Source organism: Pseudomonas sp. LBUM1668 (genome assembly GCF_059695715.1).
Map to the genome: position 1 here is coordinate 4,204,717 of NZ_CP166787.1, position 17,838 is coordinate 4,222,554.

The window sequence follows — 17,838 nt, forward strand, 5'->3', positions numbered from 1 at the left end:
TTTGGTGGTATCACAATAAATCTGTAAATCGATAATTCTGCACATCTACCTCTGCAGGAGTTGCCGAAGGCTGCGATCTTTTGATCTTGATTGTAAAAAACAGGATCAAAAGATCGCAGCCTTCGGCAGCTCCTCCAGGGTCTTGCGTTATTTTCATAAGGGACAAATAACAAGGGGGCGAATTCTCATCCGCCCCCTCGCTTGTCCGCTTATTCTTGCGGTTCTTCGTCTGCTGCGGCGTCGAGCTGCTGGTCTTCGGCAGCGTCGTCGATCACGACATTGCCTTCGAACTCCTCGCCCTCTTCACCTTCGAGCTCTTCACCTTCGACTTCCGAAGGCTCTTGCACCCGCTCCAGGCCGACCAGGGTTTCATCCTTGGCCAGTTTGATCAGCGTGACACCTTGAGTGTTACGACCCAGGCTCGACACTTCGTCGACACGGGTACGCACCAGCGTGCCCTGATCGGAGATCAGCATGATCTCTTCGCCGTCCTGCACCTGAACCGCACCGACCAGACGGCCGTTACGCTCGTTGCTGACCATGGCGATAACGCCCTGACCGCCACGCTTGTACTCAGGGAACTCGGTGATGGCGGTACGCTTGCCATAACCGCGCTCGGAAGCGGTGAGAATCTCGCTGCCTTCTTCCGGGATCAGCATGGAAATCAGCTTCTGACCTTCCGGCAGACGCATACCACGCACACCGCGGGCGGTACGGCCCATGGCGCGAACTTCGGATTCCTTGAAGCGAGTGACCTTGCCGCCGTCGGAGAACAGCATGATCTCCTGCTCGCCGTCGGTGACGGCTGCGGAAATCAGGATGTCGCCTTCGTCCAGCTCCAGCGCGATCAGACCAACGCTACGCTGACGGCTGAAGGCCACCAGCGGAGTCTTCTTGACCGTACCGTTGGCAGTCGACATGAAGATGAACGGTGCCTTCTTGCGGTCGGCAGCCTTGATGCGCGCGCGGCGCTCTTCGTCGGTCTCGTTGCTGTTTTCGATTTCTTCTACATCAGCCTCGGCGCCTTCGGCTTCTTCTTCATCAGCCTGACGCTTCATGGCTTCGAGATCGACCGGCAGCATGGTGGTGATGTATTCGCCCTCGCTCAATGGCAAGAGGTTGACCAGCGGACGACCACGGGCAGCGCGGGACGCTTCCGGGATCTCGTAGGTCTTGAGCCAGTACACCTTGCCCTTGCTGGAGAACAGCAGCAGCGTGGTGTGGCTGTTGGCAACCAGCAGGTGAGCAATGTAGTCCTCATCCTTGACGCCGGTCGCCGATTTGCCTTTACCGCCACGACGCTGAGCCTGGTACGCAGCCAATGGCTGGGTCTTGGCGTAGCCACCGTGGGAGATGGTCACGACACGCTCTTCTTCCGGGATCATGTCACCCAGAGTCAGATCGAGGCGCGCATCGAGAATTTCGGTGCGACGCACATCGCCGTATTCGGCACGGATCACTTCCAGCTCTTCGCGGATCACTTCCATCAGGCGCACGGCGCTGTTGAGGATGCGGATCAGCTCGCCGATCTGGTTGAGGATCTCTTGATACTCGGCCAGCAGCTTCTCGTGTTCCAGACCGGTCAGACGGTGCAGTCGCAGTTCCAGAATGGCTTGCGCCTGCTCTGGCGACAGGAAGTACTTGCCTTCGCGCAGACCGTATTGCGGATCAAGCGTCTCCGGACGGCACGAATCAGCACCGGCGCGCTCAACCATCGCGACCACAGCGGAGGATTCCCACGCGGTCTTGATCAGCGCTTCCTTGGCTTCCGACGGGGTCGGCGAAGCCTTGATCAGGGCGATCACCGGGTCGATGTTCGACAGGGCAACCGCTTGACCTTCAAGGATGTGGCCACGTTCACGGGCTTTACGCAGTTCGAACACGGTACGACGGGTGACGACTTCGCGGCGGTGACGAACGAAGGCTTCCAGCAGATCCTTGAGGTTGAGAATCCGCGGACGGCCGTCGATCAGCGCGACGATGTTGATGCCGAACACCGCTTGCAGCTGGGTCTGGGCGTAGAGGTTGTTGAGGATCACCTCAGGCACTTCGCCGCGACGCAGTTCGATCACGACGCGCATACCGTCCTTGTCGGACTCGTCGCGCAGCTCGGTGATGCCTTCCAGCTTCTTCTCTTTGACCAGCTCGGCGATCTTCTCGATCAGACGCGCCTTGTTCAACTGGTAAGGGAGTTCGGTGATGACGATCTGCTGACGACCACCGACCTTGTCGATGTCCTCGATGATCGAGCGGGCACGCATGTAAATGCGCCCGCGACCGGTGCGGTAGGCTTCGATGATGCCGGCGCGACCGTTGATGATCGCGGCGGTCGGGAAGTCCGGACCGGGGATGTATTGCATCAGTTCATCGACGGTCAGCTCAGGGTTGTCGATGAGCGCCAGGCAACCGTCGATGACTTCACCGAGGTTGTGCGGCGGAATGTTGGTCGCCATGCCCACGGCGATACCGCTGGAGCCGTTGACCAGCAGGTTGGGAATCCGCGTCGGCATGACCGCCGGGATCATCTCGGTGCCGTCGTAGTTCGGCACCCAGTCCACGGTTTCCTTGTGCAGGTCGGCCAGCAGCTCGTGCGCCAGCTTGGTCATGCGTACTTCGGTGTATCGCATGGCCGCGGCGTTGTCGCCGTCCACCGAACCGAAGTTGCCCTGACCGTCGACCAGCAGGTAGCGCAGGGAGAAAGGCTGAGCCATGCGGACGATGGTGTCGTACACCGCAGTATCACCGTGCGGGTGATACTTACCGATCACGTCGCCGACAACACGGGCAGATTTCTTGTACGGCTTGTTGTAGTCGTTGCCCAGCTCGCTCATCGCGAACAGTACGCGACGGTGCACGGGCTTGAGGCCATCGCGCGCATCCGGCAGTGCACGGCCGACGATCACGCTCATCGCGTAGTCGAGGTAGGACTGCTTCAGCTCGTCTTCGATATTGACCGGGAGGATTTCTTTGGCCAGTTCGCCCATGAGAAGCCTGATTCCTTTTTCTGGTGAAACTTCGTCATATCCATGTGGGAGCAACGAAGCTCGTCGGGCACGGCCGAGTGCCGTGCGCCGACTTACGACAAATCAACAATCCGGAGAGTGGATTTGCGCAGTAAAGACAGCTCCGTGGAGCTGCCTCGGAAAACGCCGGATGTTATCACAAAGGCCGCCACGCACCTATCCCCCAGACGCGCATGGAGCATAGTTAGTTGACTGGTGACAGGCTTAACGGGGACGAGAGAGGCTCAGAGCTTCTTTGAATGCAGAATTCGGGGTTGGTTTGAGGATGTTTATTGACTTTTAGGGCCCCATCGCGAGCAAACCCGGCCATCTATGACGACTCACATCCCTGTAGGAGCTGCCGAAGGCTGCGATCTTTTGATCCTGCTTCTTTGACAGCAAAGTCAAAAGATCGCAGCCTGCGGCAGCTCCTACATTGAATGAGTGTCAACGGTTTGAACGTGTCAGCCTCAATGCAGGCGCTTGCGGCACATCAACTGGGCCATTTTTGCCGTGTCCGGCCGCTCGACGATGCCCTTTTCAGTGACGATGGCATCGATCAGGTCCGCCGGCGTCACGTCAAACACCGGGTTGAACGCCTCAACGTCCGCGCCGACACGCTTGCCGCCGACTTCCAGCAATTCGGCACCATCGCGCTCTTCAATCGGAATTTCGTCGCCGCTGGCCAGATTCATGTCGATGGTCGAACTCGGCGCCACGACCATGAAACGCACGCCATGGTGCATGGCATTGACCGCCAGTTGATAAGTGCCGATCTTGTTGGCCACGTCGCCATTGGCGGTGATCCGGTCAGCGCCGACGATCACCCAGGTCACGCCTTTGGTTTTCATGATGTGCGCGGCGGCAGAATCGGCATTCAGGGTGACCGGAATGCCTTCGTTGGCCAGTTCCCATGCTGTCAGGCGCGAGCCCTGCAGCCACGGCCGGGTTTCGTCGGCATAAACGCGCTCGACCATGCCCTCGAGATATGCCGCACGAATGACGCCAAGCGCCGTGCCAAAACCGCCGGTCGCCAGAGCGCCGGTGTTGCAGTGGGTGAGAATCGCCTGAGCGTTGCCCTGATGCTTGCGGATCAGATCGACGCCGAGCTGGGCCATGGTCAGGTTAGCCTCGCGGTCACTTTCGTGGATGGCGATGGCCTCGGCTTCCAGCGCCGCCAGCGGATCGGCATTGCCTTTGAGGCGATCGAGCCGATCGTGCATGCGACCCAGCGCCCAGAACAGGTTGACCGCCGTCGGCCGGGAAGCGGCCAGCAGGGCAAAATCCTCTTCCAGCGCCGCGTACCAGTCGCCGCCTTCGGCTACCCGGGTACGGGCCGCGAGGACAATGCCATAAGCGGCACTGATGCCGATCGCCGGGGCGCCACGCACCACCATCGAACGAATCGCCTCGGCCACGCCGGCAGCGCTGGTGTAAGCGAGCCAGGTTTCCTCGAACGGCAAAATACGCTGATCCAGCAGGTGCAGCGCGCCATCTCGCCAATCGATGGCCTTCACTTTCTCCGCAGCCAACAGTCGATCGCGCATCCCACACCCCGCACTCATGAACAAAAGCCGCCGATTATAGCGATCCCCCCGCGAAGACGCTCGGGTATACTTCGCCATCCTTTACAAAAGCACTGGAACCGACCCTCGATGCCGAAACCTGCCATTGCGCTCGACTTATTATTGCTGCCGACCTGGCTGGTACCCGTCGAACCCGCAGGCGTTGTGCTCAAGGAGCATGGCCTGGGCATCCGCGACGGTCGCATCGTGTTTATCGGCCCGCGCAGCGAGGCGTTGAAGTGTAACGCCACTGAAGTACGCGAATTGCCGGATGTGCTGCTCAGCCCCGGCCTGATCAACGCCCACGGTCACGCGGCTATGACGCTGTTCCGTGGCCTGGCCGATGATCTGCCGCTGATGACCTGGCTGGAAAACCACATCTGGCCGGCCGAAGCCAAATGGGTCGATGAAGACTTCGTTCGTGACGGCACCGATCTGGCCATCGCCGAGCAGATCAAGGGCGGCATAACCTGCTTTTCGGACATGTATTTCTTCCCCAAAGTCGCCAGCGAACGCGTGCATGACAGTGGAATGCGCGCGCAGATCGCCATTCCGATCCTCGACTTCCCGATTCCCGGCGCCGCCAGCGCCGATGAGGCCATTCGCCAAGGTGTCGAGCTGTTCGGCGATCTGAAGCATCACGAGCGCATCAAGATCACCTTCGGCCCTCATGCACCCTACACCGTCGGCGATGAAAACCTCGAGAAAATCCGCGTGATTGCGGAGGAGCTGGACGCGTCGATTCACATGCACGTCCACGAAACGGCGTTCGAAGTGCAGCAAGCGGTCGAGCAGCGCGGTGAACGGCCTCTGGCCCGTCTAGGCCGACTGGGCCTGCTCGGCCCGCGCTTCCAGGCGGTGCACATGACGCAGATCAGCGATGACGACCTGGCGTTGCTGGTAGAAAGCAACACCAGCGTGATCCACTGCCCGGAATCGAACCTGAAGCTGGCCAGCGGTTTCTGCCCGGTCGAGCGTTTGTGGCAGGCTGGCGTGAATGTCGCGGTCGGCACCGATGGTGCGGCGAGCAACAATGACCTCGACCTGCTCGGCGAAACCCGTACCGCAGCGCTACTGGCCAAAGCTGTCGCTGGTTCCGCCACCGCGCTCGACGCCCATCGTGCGTTGCGCATGGCTACGCTCAACGGTGCCCGGGCACTGGGAATCGAGGCGCAGGTTGGCTCGCTGGAAATCGGCAAAGCCGCGGACATCGTCGCCTTCGACCTGTCTGGCCTGGCGCAGCAGCCGATCTATGACCCGGTTTCGCAGCTTATATATGCCACCGGTCGCGATTGCGTGAAACACCTGTGGGTCGCCGGCAAACAGTTGCTCGACGACCGGCGCCTGACACGCATGGATGAACAACAACTGGGCGCCACAGCCCGGGCCTGGGGCCAGCGCATCAGCGGCCACACCGAATCGTAAACACCTCGCAGCCAACCTGCGGGGCTACAGCCTTTTTCAAGTTTTAGAGGATTGAACCATGAGCAACGTCGACCACGCCGAAATCGCCAAATTCGAAGCCCTGGCCCATCGCTGGTGGGACCGTGAAAGCGAGTTCAAACCGCTGCACGACATCAACCCGCTGCGGGTCAACTGGATCGACGAACGGGTCAATCTGGCCGGCAAGAAAGTCCTCGACGTCGGTTGCGGCGGCGGCATCCTCAGCGAAGCCATGGCCCAGCGTGGCGCCACTGTGATGGGCATCGACATGGGCGAAGCGCCGTTGGCGGTCGCGCAGTTGCATCAACTGGAGTCCGGCGTCAGCGTCGAGTACCGCCAGATCACCGCCGAAGACCTGGCCGAGGAAATGCCCGAGCAGTTCGACGTCGTGACCTGCCTGGAAATGCTCGAGCACGTGCCTGATCCATCGTCGGTCATCGCCGCTTGCTACCGCATGGTCAAGCCGGGCGGTCAGGTGTTCTTCTCGACCATCAACCGCAACCCGAAGGCGTACCTGTTCGCGATCATCGGCGCCGAATACATCATGAAGCTGCTGCCGCGCGGCACCCACGACTTCAAGAAATTCATTCGTCCGTCCGAGCTGGGCGCCTGGAGCCGCATCGCCGGCCTGACCGTAAAGGACATCATCGGCCTGACCTACAACCCGCTGACCAAGCACTACAAACTGGCCAGCGACGTTGACGTCAACTACATGATCCAGACCCTGCGCGAGGAGTAAGCCGATGGCCATCAGAGCAGTTCTTTTCGACATGGACGGCACCCTGCTCGACACCGCGCCGGACTTCATTGCCATCTGCCAGGCGATGCGCGCGGATCGCGGCTTGCCGCCGATCAACGACAAGCACATTCGCGACGAGATTTCCGGTGGCGCCAAAGCCATGGTCGCGGTGACGTTTTCGATGGACCCGGAGTCGCCGGGCTTTGAGGAACTGCGTCTGGAGTTCCTGGAGCGTTACCTCGTCGGTTGCGCGGTGCACAGCAAACTGTTCGACGGTATGAGCGAACTGCTGGCCGACATCGAAAAGGCCAACCTGATCTGGGGCGTGGTCACCAACAAGCCTGTGCGTTTCGCCGAGCCGATCATGCAGCAACTGGGGTTGGCCGAGCGCTCGGCGCTGCTGATCTGCCCGGATCATGTGAAGAACAGCAAGCCGGATCCGGAGCCGCTGATTCTCGCGTGCAAGATGCTTGATCTGGATCCGTCGACCGTTCTGTTTGTGGGCGATGATCTGCGCGATATCGAATCGGGGCGCGATGCCGGGACCAAAACGGCCGCGGTAACCTACGGCTACATCCATCCGGACGACAACCCGCGGCACTGGGGCGCGGATGTGGTGGTGGATCATCCGCTGGAGTTGCGCAAGGTGCTGGATAGCGCGCTCTGCAGTTGCTGATCAAAGTCAAAAGATCGCAGCCTGCGGCAGCTCCTACAGGGGAGTTACCTAACTCATGTAGGAGCTGCCGAAGGCTGCGATCTTTTAGCTATTAACGGATTGTGAGGTTTTTATGTTTGATTATTCCGCTCGTCCCGAATTGCTCAAGGATCGGGTCATTCTGGTCACCGGTGCCGGTCGTGGCATTGGCGCGGCCGCCGCGAAAACCTATGCAGCCCATGGCGCCACCGTATTGCTGCTGGGCAAGACCGAAGCCAATCTGACGCAGGTCTACGACGAAATCGAAGCTGCCGGCCACCCGCAACCAGCAGTCATCCCCTTCAACCTCGAAACCGCCCTGCCCCATCAATACGATGAACTGGCAGCGATGATCGAAACCGAATTCGGCCACCTCGACGGCCTCCTGCACAACGCTTCGATCATCGGCCCGCGTACGCCGATCGAGCAGTTGTCCGGGGAAAACTTCATGCGTGTCATGCAGGTCAACGTCAACGCCATGTTTATGCTGACCAGCACGCTGCTGCCGCTGCTCAAGCTGTCGCAGGATGCGTCGGTGGTGTTTACCTCCAGCAGTGTCGGTCGCAAGGGCCGTGCTTACTGGGGCGCTTACGGTGTGTCGAAGTTCGCCACCGAAGGCCTGATGCAAACCCTGGCCGATGAGGTCGACGGCGTGGCGCCGGTGCGCTCCAACAGCATCAACCCGGGCGGCACCCGCACCAGCATGCGAGCGCAGGCTTATCCCGGCGAGAACCCGCTGAACAATCCGACACCGGAGGACATCATGCCGGTCTACCTCTACTTGATGGGCCCCGACAGCACGGGTATCAACGGTCAGGCATTCAACGCGCAGTAATGCCATACGTCGCTTTTGTTGCCGCGGCGGATTCCCGTCGCGGCAGGCATTTGCCGCTATCGGCCGTCACAATAAAGTCAAATATCCAGCACCTCCCCACCCAATGGTTTCACAAGCCATTGATTCATATGGGTTTAAATAAAACCGAACTGAATGGCACGACTTTCGCTCTAATTTCCCACAAAGCATGCCGTGTGAAGGCAGTGGGGCGAGGCCTGGTTCGATAGCTTACTAATCGTCATCAGGCAGACTAAACTTACGCCAAATGTCCTACGGGACTGATGGATCAGTACGACGCGCAGCCCATAGCCGCTCTCACCCAGCCTGTAAGACAGACTTACTGCTTAGGGGCTCACGCCACATGAAATCACCCTCCCAGACCAATGCAATTGACTTTGACAGTGCCAAATTGCAACGCCTGGGCTTTGGTCAGCTTCCTCCACTTCTGGAACGCCCGACCAGCCTGACGCAATTGCGCCAGCAAATGAGCCTGCAACTGCAAACCAGTCTCGAACCGCAACGCATACTCGGTCTGTTTTTCCGCGAGGTTCAACGCCTTGTGCCGCTGGACGCCTTGAGCTACGAGCACAAGGGCAGCGACTTGCGCCTGGAGTTCGGCGCACGCGGCCACCATTCCGTCAGCTACACCCTGAGCCACGAAGGCGAGCACATGGGCGAAGTGGTATTTCGCCGCAATCAGCGCTTCAACGAGCAGGATCAGGGCAATCTCGAATCGCTGCTGTCGTCGTTGCTGTACCCGATGCGCAATGCCTTGCTGTACCGAGCGGCCACCCAGAGCGCGTTGCGTGACCCGCTGACCGGCGCCGGCAATCGCATCGCGATGGAGCAGACGCTGCAACGCGAGATCGAGATGTCTCGACGGCATGTGCAACCACTATCGGTGTTGATGCTGGATATCGACCACTTCAAACGCGTCAACGACAGTCACGGCCACAGCGCAGGCGATGATGTGCTTAAAGCCGTAGCGGCGTCGATCAAGGGTCAACTGCGCAACGTCGACATGGTCTTTCGTTATGGCGGGGAAGAGTTTCTGATCATGCTGTCCAACACCAGCAGGGAAGCGGCGGCAATGGTCGGCGAGCGCCTGCGTTATGCGGCGCAAGCGGCGGAGTATTACGCCGATGGAAAACTGATCGAGCTGACGGTCAGTCTGGGTTGCTCCACCCTGCTACCGGGTGAATCGGCAGAAAGCCTGTTGCGCCGTGCCGACAGCGCGCTGTACGTGGCCAAGCGTGAGGGGCGGAATCGGTTGGCAATGGCGGGCTGAGCCCCTTCAGATACCCTAAAACAACTATAGGAGTGAGCCTGCTCGCGATGCGGTCTGACATTCAACAATGATGTTGACTGACAATCCGCCATCGCGAGCAGGCTCACTCCTACATTTTTTTGCGTTGTACCGAGCAATCAGTTCTCGAGCACAGCCCTGCGCTCACGGCTTACCAGCAAGCGCTCGGACGTTTCCAATTGCATGCACCGCTCCAGGAACAGGTACATGTAGTCGTAGCTCTTGCAGATTGCCTGACGCAATTCGGCCTGCAAGGCCTCGCTCGGGTTCATGCCCGCCAGGGTGCAGATGATTTCCAGCGCCTCCCATGGGTGAGCATCGTCGTACTGGGCGTGCATCTTCAGCCACTTCATCGCACGCTTGCGATCTTCTTCAGGGAATGCCGCGGCGTACACGCCATCGGAACAGACCAGCGCCGACCACTCCCCGGTCGCGCCCTCGATGGCGTAGTTGGTCGCGGCGATAGCGACGATCAGTGAATCGGCGGAACTGGTATGCCAGCACCAATGACTCAAGGCATGTAATTCGGGCGGCACATGCTGGGCTTGAAGATCCTCCAGGCTTACACCGTGCGCGCGACTCCAGTGCACCCAGTAATCGGCGTGATTGAGTTCGACGCGAATGTTGCGCATCAGCCAACGCCGCGCCATGTCTTCGCCGGGATGACGGGCAAACCTGGTTTTGGTCAGGTTCTGCGCCATGTACAAGGCGAACTGCTCAACAACCGGCCAGCCCCCGATCAGGTACTGGCGCATGGTTTTGGCGCTGAGTTTGTTGTCACGCATGCGCAGGTAAAGTTCATGTTCGACAACCCGGCGCTTGCTCTCGCTGCAATCATCTATCAGCTGTTGTGCCCAGCCTGGATAACTTGCGGCTTCCATGAGTGGTCCGGTTCGGTTGAATGTGTCGATCACTGTTCGGCTCCTTTTGATTTGTGATTGTAAGGATCGGCGAGAGACTTCAACGGAACGTGCCAGGCGCTTTGAATAACAGCGGTTGCGGTCTGGCGGGCCGACTTTGCAAACTGTCACAGGTAAATAATTGCGGACGCTCAATAACATAACCTTGAGCGTAATCCACACCAATTTCAAGCAATGCCTGTTCGATCTGAGTTGTTTCAACAAACTCGGCAATTGTCTGTTTACCCATGACATGCCCGATGTGATTGATCACTTCGACCATTGCGCGGTTTATCGGGTCGTCCAGCATATCCTTTACGAAACTCCCGTCGATCTTCAGGAAGTCTACAGGCAAATGTTTCAGATAAGCGAACGAAGACATTCCGGCACAAAAGTCATCCAGTGAGAAATAGCAACCTAAGCCTTTGAGTTCATTAATAAATCTAATTGCACTGCCCAAGTTTGAAATTGCACTGGTTTCAGTAATTTCAAAACAAATCATTTCAGGCGGTATTGAATACTTAACAAACTGCTCGCGCAGAAAGTGCAAAAACGCGTCATCTCCTATAGTAATGCCTGACAGATTAATCGCACACATCGCTAAAGGACCTTCATGCTCTTGCGCAATACATTGAGCAATCACCTTGAATACGTTTTGCACTACCCAGCGATCCAACTGAGTCATCAAGCCATAGCGTTCTGCGGCGGGAATGAAACTGTCGGGCAGAATCATTCGCCCGGCTTCATCATGCAGACGCAGCAGAATTTCAATATGCCCGCCCTTGCCTACACTCGGTTTCAGGGGGGAGATTTCCTGGGCATAAAGGCAAAAACGGTCTTCTTCCAGCGCCATGTGCAAACGCTGGACCCAGGCCATTTCACCGAAGCGCAGCGACAGTTCGGAGTCGTCGGCGTGATAGACCTGCACCCGGTTGCGGCCCTTTTCCTTGGCCATGTAGCAGGCCATATCAGCTGCACGCAGCGAGGTTTCGAGGGTCGTTGGCGTCTGCGTGATATGCACCAGGCCGATGCTGACGGTGGTCAGGAATGGCCGCCCTTTCCAGACAAAGTGCAGGTTCTGAACGGTCTGGCGCAGCGCATCGGCAATTTTCTCCGCCGCCTCCGGCGCGCAGTTCTGCAGCAAAATACCGAACTCGTCACCGCCTAGCCGCGCCAGCGTATCGCCCTCGCGCAGGCCCGATTGCAGCAGCGTGCAGATGTGTCGCAACAGTTCATCGCCCGCCGCATGGCCGCAGGTGTCGTTGACCAGTTTGAACTGATCCAGATCGAGGAACATCAATGCGTGCCGCCCCGCCTGCCGCGTGAGGTTGTGCAGCACCTGCTCCAGGCGATATTCGAACTCGCGACGGTTGGCCAGCCCCGTCAGCGCATCGTGGGTGGCCTGCCAGGAGAGATTGGCGATGTACTGGCGTTCCTGGGTCATGTCGTGCAGCACCAGCACCGTGCCGCTGACCTTGCCCGCATTGCGGATCGGTGCGCCGACCAGCGTCACCGACAACGTACTGCCGTCCAGGCGCTGGATCAGCTTGGAGTGTTCACTGCCGCCACTGAGCTGACCGCTGAGAATGTGCTCGATCAGTGCCAGGCCTTCGGCCTGGGCGTTGTCATCAAGCAAATTGAACAGCGCCGCCAGCGGCAGACCGGCGGCATGTTCGGCTTTCCAGTGGGTCATGGCTTCGGCGGCGGGGTTCATGTAATCGATGGCCCCCGTCACGTCGGTGGTAATCACGCCATCGCCGATCGATTGCAGCGTGACGTGCGCGCGATCCTTTTCCAGTTGCAGCGCCTCGGCAAAGGCGTGGCGCTGCTTGAGCAATTTCTGGGTGCGCAACAAGGCCAGCACGATCAGCCCCAGCGCCGTGGCCAGGTTGATCACCAGCAACAGGCGCAGGATCATCCGCGAGCCTTCGCCCAAGGCATCGCTGAAGGCTTTTGCCGCCGGAGTCACGGCATCATTGATCGCAAAGATCTGCGCCTTCCAGCGCAGGATATCGGCACTGCTGGCGGTATTCTCGGAAATACTGCGGTGCATCCCGCGCGCGAGCTCATCCAGCTCGACCAGATAAGCGTCACCCACCGTCCAGCGGTCGATGGCGGTCTCCAGGTAACTGAAATGACGGAAGTTGAGGTACAACCAGATTACGCTAGAGACATCGTCCGGATGGTTGCCACCCTTCAGAATGCCTTCGCGTGCGGCGGCCAGATCCGGCGGTTGACGATCCAGCGCCAGACGCAGCTGATGACCGCCCTGAGGGACGCCAATCGCGGTCCGGTACTTGAGGAATATCGTTTCGTCACGACTGTCTGCGTACAGATTGAGGTAGTAGATGGCATCTTTCTGGCCCTTGGACCAGAGACTTTCCCCCGCCACGTAACCGCGAACGGCCGACAGCACGTAAAGACTCACGCCCCCCAATAACGCTTGAAACAACACGACGGCAATAAATGGCCAGACGATGCCCAACAACCGTGGCGTTCCGAGAGTCCGCTTTTGCTCCATGAGATCCCTTGCGCAAGTACTGCCAGATGAACAACCGTAAAATCCCGCTCCTGACAGCTCAGCCTAGGCTAATTTTTGATATGTCAAAGGGACAGGTTGGCCGTCTGCAACGCTGATCGTGCAACCGACTGATCTTTAGAGGCTTTCCGAGCAGGTTTACTCAATGAGATTCACACACTGAGGGCAAAAAGGGCTGGAAGCTCAGGGACGCTGAATCTGCTGCAAATGGCCATACAACTTGGCGTACAGCCCGCCGTCGGCTATCAACTGCTGGTGATCGCCATCCTCGGCAACTTGTCCGCCATCGAATACCAAGACCCGATCCGCCTGCTTCACTGCCGATAACCGGTGCGCAATGATCAGCGTGGTGCGGCCATGGAGGAACCGCGCCATGGCTTGATGCAGGTTGTATTCGGTGGCGGCGTCGAGGGCCGAAGTGGCCTCGTCGAGGATCACCACTTTCGGCTCGGCGAGAATCATCCGCGCGATCGCCAGGCGCTGGCGCTGTCCACCAGACAAGCGCACACCGGAACGCCCAACAATGCTGTCGAGGCCTTCCGGCAAGACCCGGATGGCGGGTTCGAGCTGAGCGATTTCCAGCGCCTGCCAGCAGGCTTCGTCGCTGCGCGTGCGGCCCATGGTCAGGTTGGCGCGTACGGTGTCATTGAACAACGCCGGATGCTGCAACACCACCGCGACGTTTTCCCGAACCGTCTCCAGACCGATTTCCTGCTGGGTCGAACCGCCAAAGCGAATCGTCCCGGACAGCGGCGTGTACAGCCCCAGCAGCAATTGCACCAGGGTGCTTTTGCCACCGCCACTGGCGCCGACAATCGCGACTTTCTCACCGGGCGCGATGGACAGATTCAACTGATCCAGCACCGGTTCATCGCCGTAACCGAAGCTCAGGCCTTGCACCTCGATGCCCACGGTGTCGCGGCCCTTGAACGGATCGACGCCACCCGGATACTGCGGCTCATCGGCCCGCGCCAGCAGTTCGTTGATCCGCGCCAGCGCCCCGCCCGCCGCGTAGTAGGCGTATTGCAGGTTGAGCAGTTGTTCCACCGGGCCGATCATGAACCACAAGTAACTGAACACCGCGAGCATCTGCCCGATCGACAGGTCGGAGAACAGCACGGTGAGCATCGCCGCCGCGCGAAAGATGTCGATGCCGAACTGGAACAGCAGGCCACTGGCACGGTTGGAGGCGTCGGTTTTCCACTGCGAGTTGATCGCGTAATTACGCACTTCCTGCGCACGCAACACGAGCCGGCCGAGGAAGAAACCCTGACGGTTGCCCGCCCGCACTTCCTGAATCGAGTCGAGGGTTTCGCTCAGCGCCTGGGTGAACCGCGCGGTGCTGTCGTTCTCGAGTTTCTTCAGGTGTTTGACGCGTTTGCCCAACTGCACCGTGGCGTAGATCACCAGCGGGTTGAACAGCAGAATCAGCAGCGCCAGTTTCCAGTGCATCCACATCAGGATGCTCGCGGTGCCGACCAGCGTCAGCATCGCCACCAGAAACCGGCTGAGGGTTTCACCGACAAACTTGTCGAGGGTATCGAGATCGGTCACCAGATGGGTGGTCACCGTGCCGCTGCCCAGACTTTCATATTCGGCGAGGGAAATCCGCTTGAGCCGTTCGATCAAGCGCACGCGGATGCGATAGACGATGTCCTTGGCCAGACGCGCAAACAGCCGCGACTGCAACACGCCAAAGCCCAACGCGCCGCAGCGCAGGGTCAAGGTGACCACCAGCATCAGGCCGATATAGCCCGCCGCTTGCTGCCACATCGTCGGTAACAGGTGATTCATCACCTTCAGCGCCGCATCGCCATGGCCGAGCAGCACTTCGTCCACCAGCAATGGCAGCAGCAACGGAATCGGCACGCTGCACAGCGTCGCCAGAACGGCGACGCCGTTGGCGATCCACAGGGATTTTTTGTGAGTGAGTGCCAGTCGCCGGACTTCTGCCCAGCTCAGCCGGTCGACACGCTTTACGGCTGGCGTGTCATCGGCCCGGTCAGGCACAGGCTGCGCGCTCCAGCCATCGGCCGAGCAATGGCGACAGTTCACTGAGCGGCTGGTAACCGTTGGTCAACAGCGCCAGTTGGCCGTTGCGTTCGGCGAGCAGCGTGGGGAAACCGGCGATGCCGAGGTCCTGCACCCAGGTGAAATCGGCCTGAGTGGCTTTGTGTTGATCGGCATGATCGAACAACGCAGCGAATTCGATGCGCGGCACGCCCGCCTGCTCCGCCAACTCGACCAGTACGCTGGCCTGAGTGACATCGCGACCTTCAGCGTAAAACGCCTGCTGGATCAGTCCGACCAGTTTCCACGCACAATCCGGTGCCAGGCTGCGTGCAGTGACAATTGCACGGCAGGCAGGCTCGGTGTCGTAGACAAAACCGTCGGGCAACGCACCGTCAAGCTTGAACGGCTGTCCCGTGGCCTCGGTGACCGCTTGCCAGTGTTCAAGAATGTAGCGGCGGGTGCTCGGCTCCAGCGCCGAACCGCTGCCGGTGCGCAATCCGCCCACCACCAGATGCAGCTCGACCCCGGCTGCCTGCGCTTGCTCGACCAGTGCCTTGGCCACCGGAGCAAATCCCCAGCACCACGAACACATCGGATCCATCACATAGAGCAGGCGCGCAGACATGGTTAAGCCTCGGTAGATGCTTGCTTATAGTTAAAGCCGATCGGGTGCGGCTGGTTGCGGGCCTTGGCCAGTTCGATCTGCTTCTGCCGGTCAATGGCGCTGCGGCGAGTCTTCTCGCTCAGCGTGTTCCAGCAATGCGGGCAACTGACTCCAGCGACGTAGTGTTCGGAGGTGCGATCTTCAACGCTGATCGGTGTGCGGCAAGCATGACATTGATCGTAGTCGCCTTCGCTGAGGTCGTGGCGCACGGTCACACGGTTGTCGAACACAAAGCAGTCGCCCTGCCACTTGGTTTCTTCCTGCGGCACCTCTTCGAGGTACTTCAGAATGCCGCCCTTGAGGTGGTAAACCTCTTCAAAGCCTTCGCCCAGCATGTAGCTCGAGGCCTTTTCGCAGCGGATGCCACCGGTGCAGAACATCGCGACTTTCTTGTGCACGGCCGGGTCGAAGTGCGCTTTGATGTAGTCGGGGAATTCGCGAAAACTGGTGGTTTTCGGATCGATGGCGCCTTCGAAGGTGCCGATCGAAACTTCGTAATCGTTGCGTGTGTCGATCAACAGCACTTCAGGGTCGCTGATCAACGCGTTCCAGTCTTGCGGATCAACGTAGGTGCCGACTTTTTTGTTCGGGTCGACGCCATCGACACCGAGGGTGACGATCTCTTTCTTCAGTTTGACCTTGGTGCGGTAGAACGGCTGGTCGTCGCAATACGACTCTTTGTGGTCGATGTCGATCATGCGCGGGTCGTTCTTCAGCCAGGCGAGCAGGCCGTCGATGCCTTCGCGAGTGCCGGAAACCGTGCCGTTGATGCCTTCTTCGGCAATCAGCAATGTGCCTTTGATGCCGTTGTCGACCATCGCTTGCAGCAGTGGCTCGCGCAGGTTGACGTAATCTTCGAGGGTGACGAACTTATACAGTGCCGCCACGACAATCGGTTGTGTCATGGGTATTTCTCCAGGTGGCTACCCTCGTAAAGGGTGAACCGGATGCGAAAAAAAACGCGCCGGGTGAGCGGCGCGTTGCGGATTCTAGCAAAAACAGGATCGTTATAGGATGTGCCGAGAACTCTGTGGCGAGGGGATTTATCCCCGATGGGCTGCGAAGCGGCCCCAAAACCTGCGAATTCAGTCTCTCAGGGATACCGCATTCTGTGGGTTTACGACTGCTGCGCAGCCGATCGGGGATAAATCCCCTCGCCACAAAAGCTCCCACACCACAAAAAGCCCGTTACATACAAATCAGTGCTTGCTACCGCCGGCACAGGTCGGCGACGCGGGGGCGGCGCCGGTCTCTGCCCATTCCTGCGGGGTGTAAGTGTGCAGCGCCAACGCATGGAACTCGCCCATCAGCTCGCCGAGCGTGCCGTAGACTTTCTGGTGGCGCTTGACCCGGTTCAGCCCTTCGAACTGCGCGCTGACTACCACGGCCTTGTAGTGAGTCTGTAACCCACGACTGTGCATATGGCTTTCATCCAGCACCTGCAGATGTTCAGGCTGAAGCAGCGCCAGCGTCGATTCAATGCGTTGTTGCATGGTCATCACGAACTCCGCTTACTTCTTCTTGGCCGCAGGAGCTGCAGGGGCCAGCTCTTTGGTCATGTCTTCCAGCAGCTTGTTGACCACCGGCACGGCGCTTTCCAGCTTGGCCTGAGTCATCTGGGCCGATTGCTGAGTCAGCTGCGGCATTTTTTCCAGGACTTTCTTGCCCAGTGGCGACTTGTAGAACGCGACGAGGTCCTTGAGCTCGGACTCGCTGAAGTTGGTGGTGTAGAGCTTGACCATGTCCGGCTTGAGCTTGTTCCAGCCGATGGCCTGGTCCAGCGCAGCGTTAGCCTTGGCCTGATAGGTTTCCAGCACGGCTTTCTTGGCTTCCGGGGCTTTGGTCTGCTCAAAACGCTGGGCAAACATTTGCTGTACTTGCATGTACACCGGGGTGCCCAGTTTGTCAGCGTGCGCCAGGGTCAGGAAAGCTTCGGCACTGGCGTTGTGGCTGGCGGTATCGGCGAGGGCCTGGCCGCTGGCGCAAACCAGGGCTACTGCGGTACAGATGGCACGAAGACGAGTCATCGAGTTTCCTTTTCAGCTAGGCGAGGTAAAACCCCAAGGGCGCCCATTCTGCGCCTAACATTCATCGCGGCTCAACCCCCCAAGCCTTGCCGCGCTTGATTGGCGGGGTTTT

Annotated in this window: 14 protein-coding genes; 5 read left to right on the forward strand and 9 right to left on the reverse strand. The window is 59.3% G+C overall.

The window, feature by feature from the left end; all coding sequences use genetic code 11:
* Positions 1-209: 209 nt before the first annotated feature.
* Together gyrA and mtnA are read right to left on the reverse strand one after the other, a co-directional pair.
* Positions 210-2,984 (reverse strand): DNA gyrase subunit A, encoded by a 2,775-nt coding sequence (gyrA, locus tag ACA061_RS18940; RefSeq protein ID WP_150615977.1) that lies wholly within the window; start codon positions 2,982-2,984, stop codon positions 210-212.
* A 488-nt stretch (positions 2,985-3,472) separates the two neighbouring features.
* Positions 3,473-4,549, reverse strand: coding sequence for an S-methyl-5-thioribose-1-phosphate isomerase (gene mtnA, locus ACA061_RS18945; protein WP_210553996.1), 1,077 nt, complete (start codon positions 4,547-4,549; stop codon positions 3,473-3,475).
* A 108-nt stretch (positions 4,550-4,657) separates the two neighbouring features.
* Between mtnA and ACA061_RS18950 the strand changes: the two genes are divergently transcribed.
* The 5 genes from ACA061_RS18950 to ACA061_RS18970 all read left to right on the forward strand — a co-directional run bounded on the left by ACA061_RS18950 (position 4,658) and on the right by ACA061_RS18970 (position 9,566).
* Positions 4,658-5,992: a TRZ/ATZ family hydrolase gene (locus tag ACA061_RS18950; RefSeq protein ID WP_497299829.1), complete on the forward strand. Its 1,335-nt coding sequence runs from the start codon at positions 4,658-4,660 to the stop codon at positions 5,990-5,992.
* 58 nt (positions 5,993-6,050) lie between these two features.
* Positions 6,051-6,749 carry a bifunctional 2-polyprenyl-6-hydroxyphenol methylase/3-demethylubiquinol 3-O-methyltransferase UbiG gene (gene ubiG, locus ACA061_RS18955; RefSeq protein ID WP_150603295.1) on the forward strand — a complete coding sequence of 233 codons (699 nt, stop codon included), beginning with the start codon at positions 6,051-6,053 and terminating at the stop codon, positions 6,747-6,749.
* Between the two features lie 4 nt (positions 6,750-6,753).
* Complete coding sequence (mupP, locus tag ACA061_RS18960) at positions 6,754-7,425, forward strand: N-acetylmuramic acid 6-phosphate phosphatase MupP (protein WP_210622846.1); 672 nt, start codon at positions 6,754-6,756, stop codon at positions 7,423-7,425.
* 112 nt (positions 7,426-7,537) lie between these two features.
* Complete coding sequence (locus ACA061_RS18965; protein ID WP_042560369.1) at positions 7,538-8,278, forward strand: YciK family oxidoreductase; 741 nt, start codon at positions 7,538-7,540, stop codon at positions 8,276-8,278.
* Positions 8,279-8,639: 361 nt separating this feature from the next.
* Entirely contained in the window at positions 8,640-9,566 is a 927-nt protein-coding gene (locus ACA061_RS18970; protein WP_497299830.1) for a GGDEF domain-containing protein, read from the forward strand.
* A 137-nt stretch (positions 9,567-9,703) separates the two neighbouring features.
* On the opposite strand, the gene ACA061_RS18975 is transcribed toward ACA061_RS18970, so the two are convergent.
* The 7 genes from ACA061_RS18975 to ACA061_RS19005 all read right to left on the reverse strand — a co-directional run bounded on the left by ACA061_RS18975 (position 9,704) and on the right by ACA061_RS19005 (position 17,726).
* On the reverse strand, positions 9,704-10,465 hold the full coding sequence (locus ACA061_RS18975) for an iron-containing redox enzyme family protein (protein WP_215731397.1): 762 nt from the start codon (positions 10,463-10,465) through the stop codon (positions 9,704-9,706).
* Between the two features lie 79 nt (positions 10,466-10,544).
* On the reverse strand, positions 10,545-13,004 hold the full coding sequence (locus ACA061_RS18980; protein ID WP_497299832.1) for an EAL domain-containing protein: 2,460 nt from the start codon (positions 13,002-13,004) through the stop codon (positions 10,545-10,547).
* A gap of 201 nt (positions 13,005-13,205) precedes the next feature.
* The gene (locus tag ACA061_RS18985) at positions 13,206-15,032 is read right to left on the reverse strand and encodes an ABC transporter ATP-binding protein (RefSeq protein WP_497299833.1); all 1,827 of its coding nucleotides are present in this window, start codon (positions 15,030-15,032) and stop codon (positions 13,206-13,208) included.
* Positions 15,025-15,627 (reverse strand): DsbA family protein, encoded by a 603-nt coding sequence (locus ACA061_RS18990; RefSeq protein WP_210554165.1) that lies wholly within the window; start codon positions 15,625-15,627, stop codon positions 15,025-15,027. Before ACA061_RS18990 ends, ACA061_RS18985 begins: the two co-directional genes overlap by 8 nt.
* Positions 15,628-15,662: 35 nt before the next feature.
* The gene (gene trhO / locus ACA061_RS18995; protein ID WP_150603288.1) at positions 15,663-16,604 is read right to left on the reverse strand and encodes an oxygen-dependent tRNA uridine(34) hydroxylase TrhO; all 942 of its coding nucleotides are present in this window, start codon (positions 16,602-16,604) and stop codon (positions 15,663-15,665) included.
* 294 nt (positions 16,605-16,898) lie between these two features.
* On the reverse strand, positions 16,899-17,198 hold the full coding sequence (locus ACA061_RS19000) for a BolA family protein (protein WP_150603287.1): 300 nt from the start codon (positions 17,196-17,198) through the stop codon (positions 16,899-16,901).
* Between the two features lie 12 nt (positions 17,199-17,210).
* Positions 17,211-17,726 (reverse strand): DUF2059 domain-containing protein, encoded by a 516-nt coding sequence (locus tag ACA061_RS19005; protein ID WP_042560377.1) that lies wholly within the window; start codon positions 17,724-17,726, stop codon positions 17,211-17,213.
* Between the last annotated feature and the right edge of the window lie 112 nt (positions 17,727-17,838).

What these genes read in the sequence shown, in the direction of transcription:
- gyrA (WP_150615977.1), bottom strand. Translation starts at nt 2,984, where the DNA reads ATGGGCGAACTGGCCAAAGAAATCCTCCCGGTCAATATCGAAGACGAG.
- mtnA (WP_210553996.1), bottom strand. Translation starts at nt 4,549, where the DNA reads ATGCGCGATCGACTGTTGGCTGCGGAGAAAGTGAAGGCCATCGATTGG.
- ACA061_RS18950 (WP_497299829.1), top strand. Translation starts at nt 4,658, where the DNA reads ATGCCGAAACCTGCCATTGCGCTCGACTTATTATTGCTGCCGACCTGG.
- ubiG (WP_150603295.1), top strand. Translation starts at nt 6,051, where the DNA reads ATGAGCAACGTCGACCACGCCGAAATCGCCAAATTCGAAGCCCTGGCC.
- mupP (WP_210622846.1), top strand. Translation starts at nt 6,754, where the DNA reads ATGGCCATCAGAGCAGTTCTTTTCGACATGGACGGCACCCTGCTCGAC.
- ACA061_RS18965 (WP_042560369.1), top strand. Translation starts at nt 7,538, where the DNA reads ATGTTTGATTATTCCGCTCGTCCCGAATTGCTCAAGGATCGGGTCATT.
- ACA061_RS18970 (WP_497299830.1), top strand. Translation starts at nt 8,640, where the DNA reads ATGAAATCACCCTCCCAGACCAATGCAATTGACTTTGACAGTGCCAAA.
- ACA061_RS18975 (WP_215731397.1), bottom strand. Translation starts at nt 10,465, where the DNA reads ATGGAAGCCGCAAGTTATCCAGGCTGGGCACAACAGCTGATAGATGAT.
- ACA061_RS18980 (WP_497299832.1), bottom strand. Translation starts at nt 13,004, where the DNA reads ATGGAGCAAAAGCGGACTCTCGGAACGCCACGGTTGTTGGGCATCGTC.
- ACA061_RS18990 (WP_210554165.1), bottom strand. Translation starts at nt 15,627, where the DNA reads ATGTGTTCGTGGTGCTGGGGATTTGCTCCGGTGGCCAAGGCACTGGTC.
- trhO (WP_150603288.1), bottom strand. Translation starts at nt 16,604, where the DNA reads ATGACACAACCGATTGTCGTGGCGGCACTGTATAAGTTCGTCACCCTC.
- ACA061_RS19000 (WP_150603287.1), bottom strand. Translation starts at nt 17,198, where the DNA reads ATGACCATGCAACAACGCATTGAATCGACGCTGGCGCTGCTTCAGCCT.
- ACA061_RS19005 (WP_042560377.1), bottom strand. Translation starts at nt 17,726, where the DNA reads ATGACTCGTCTTCGTGCCATCTGTACCGCAGTAGCCCTGGTTTGCGCC.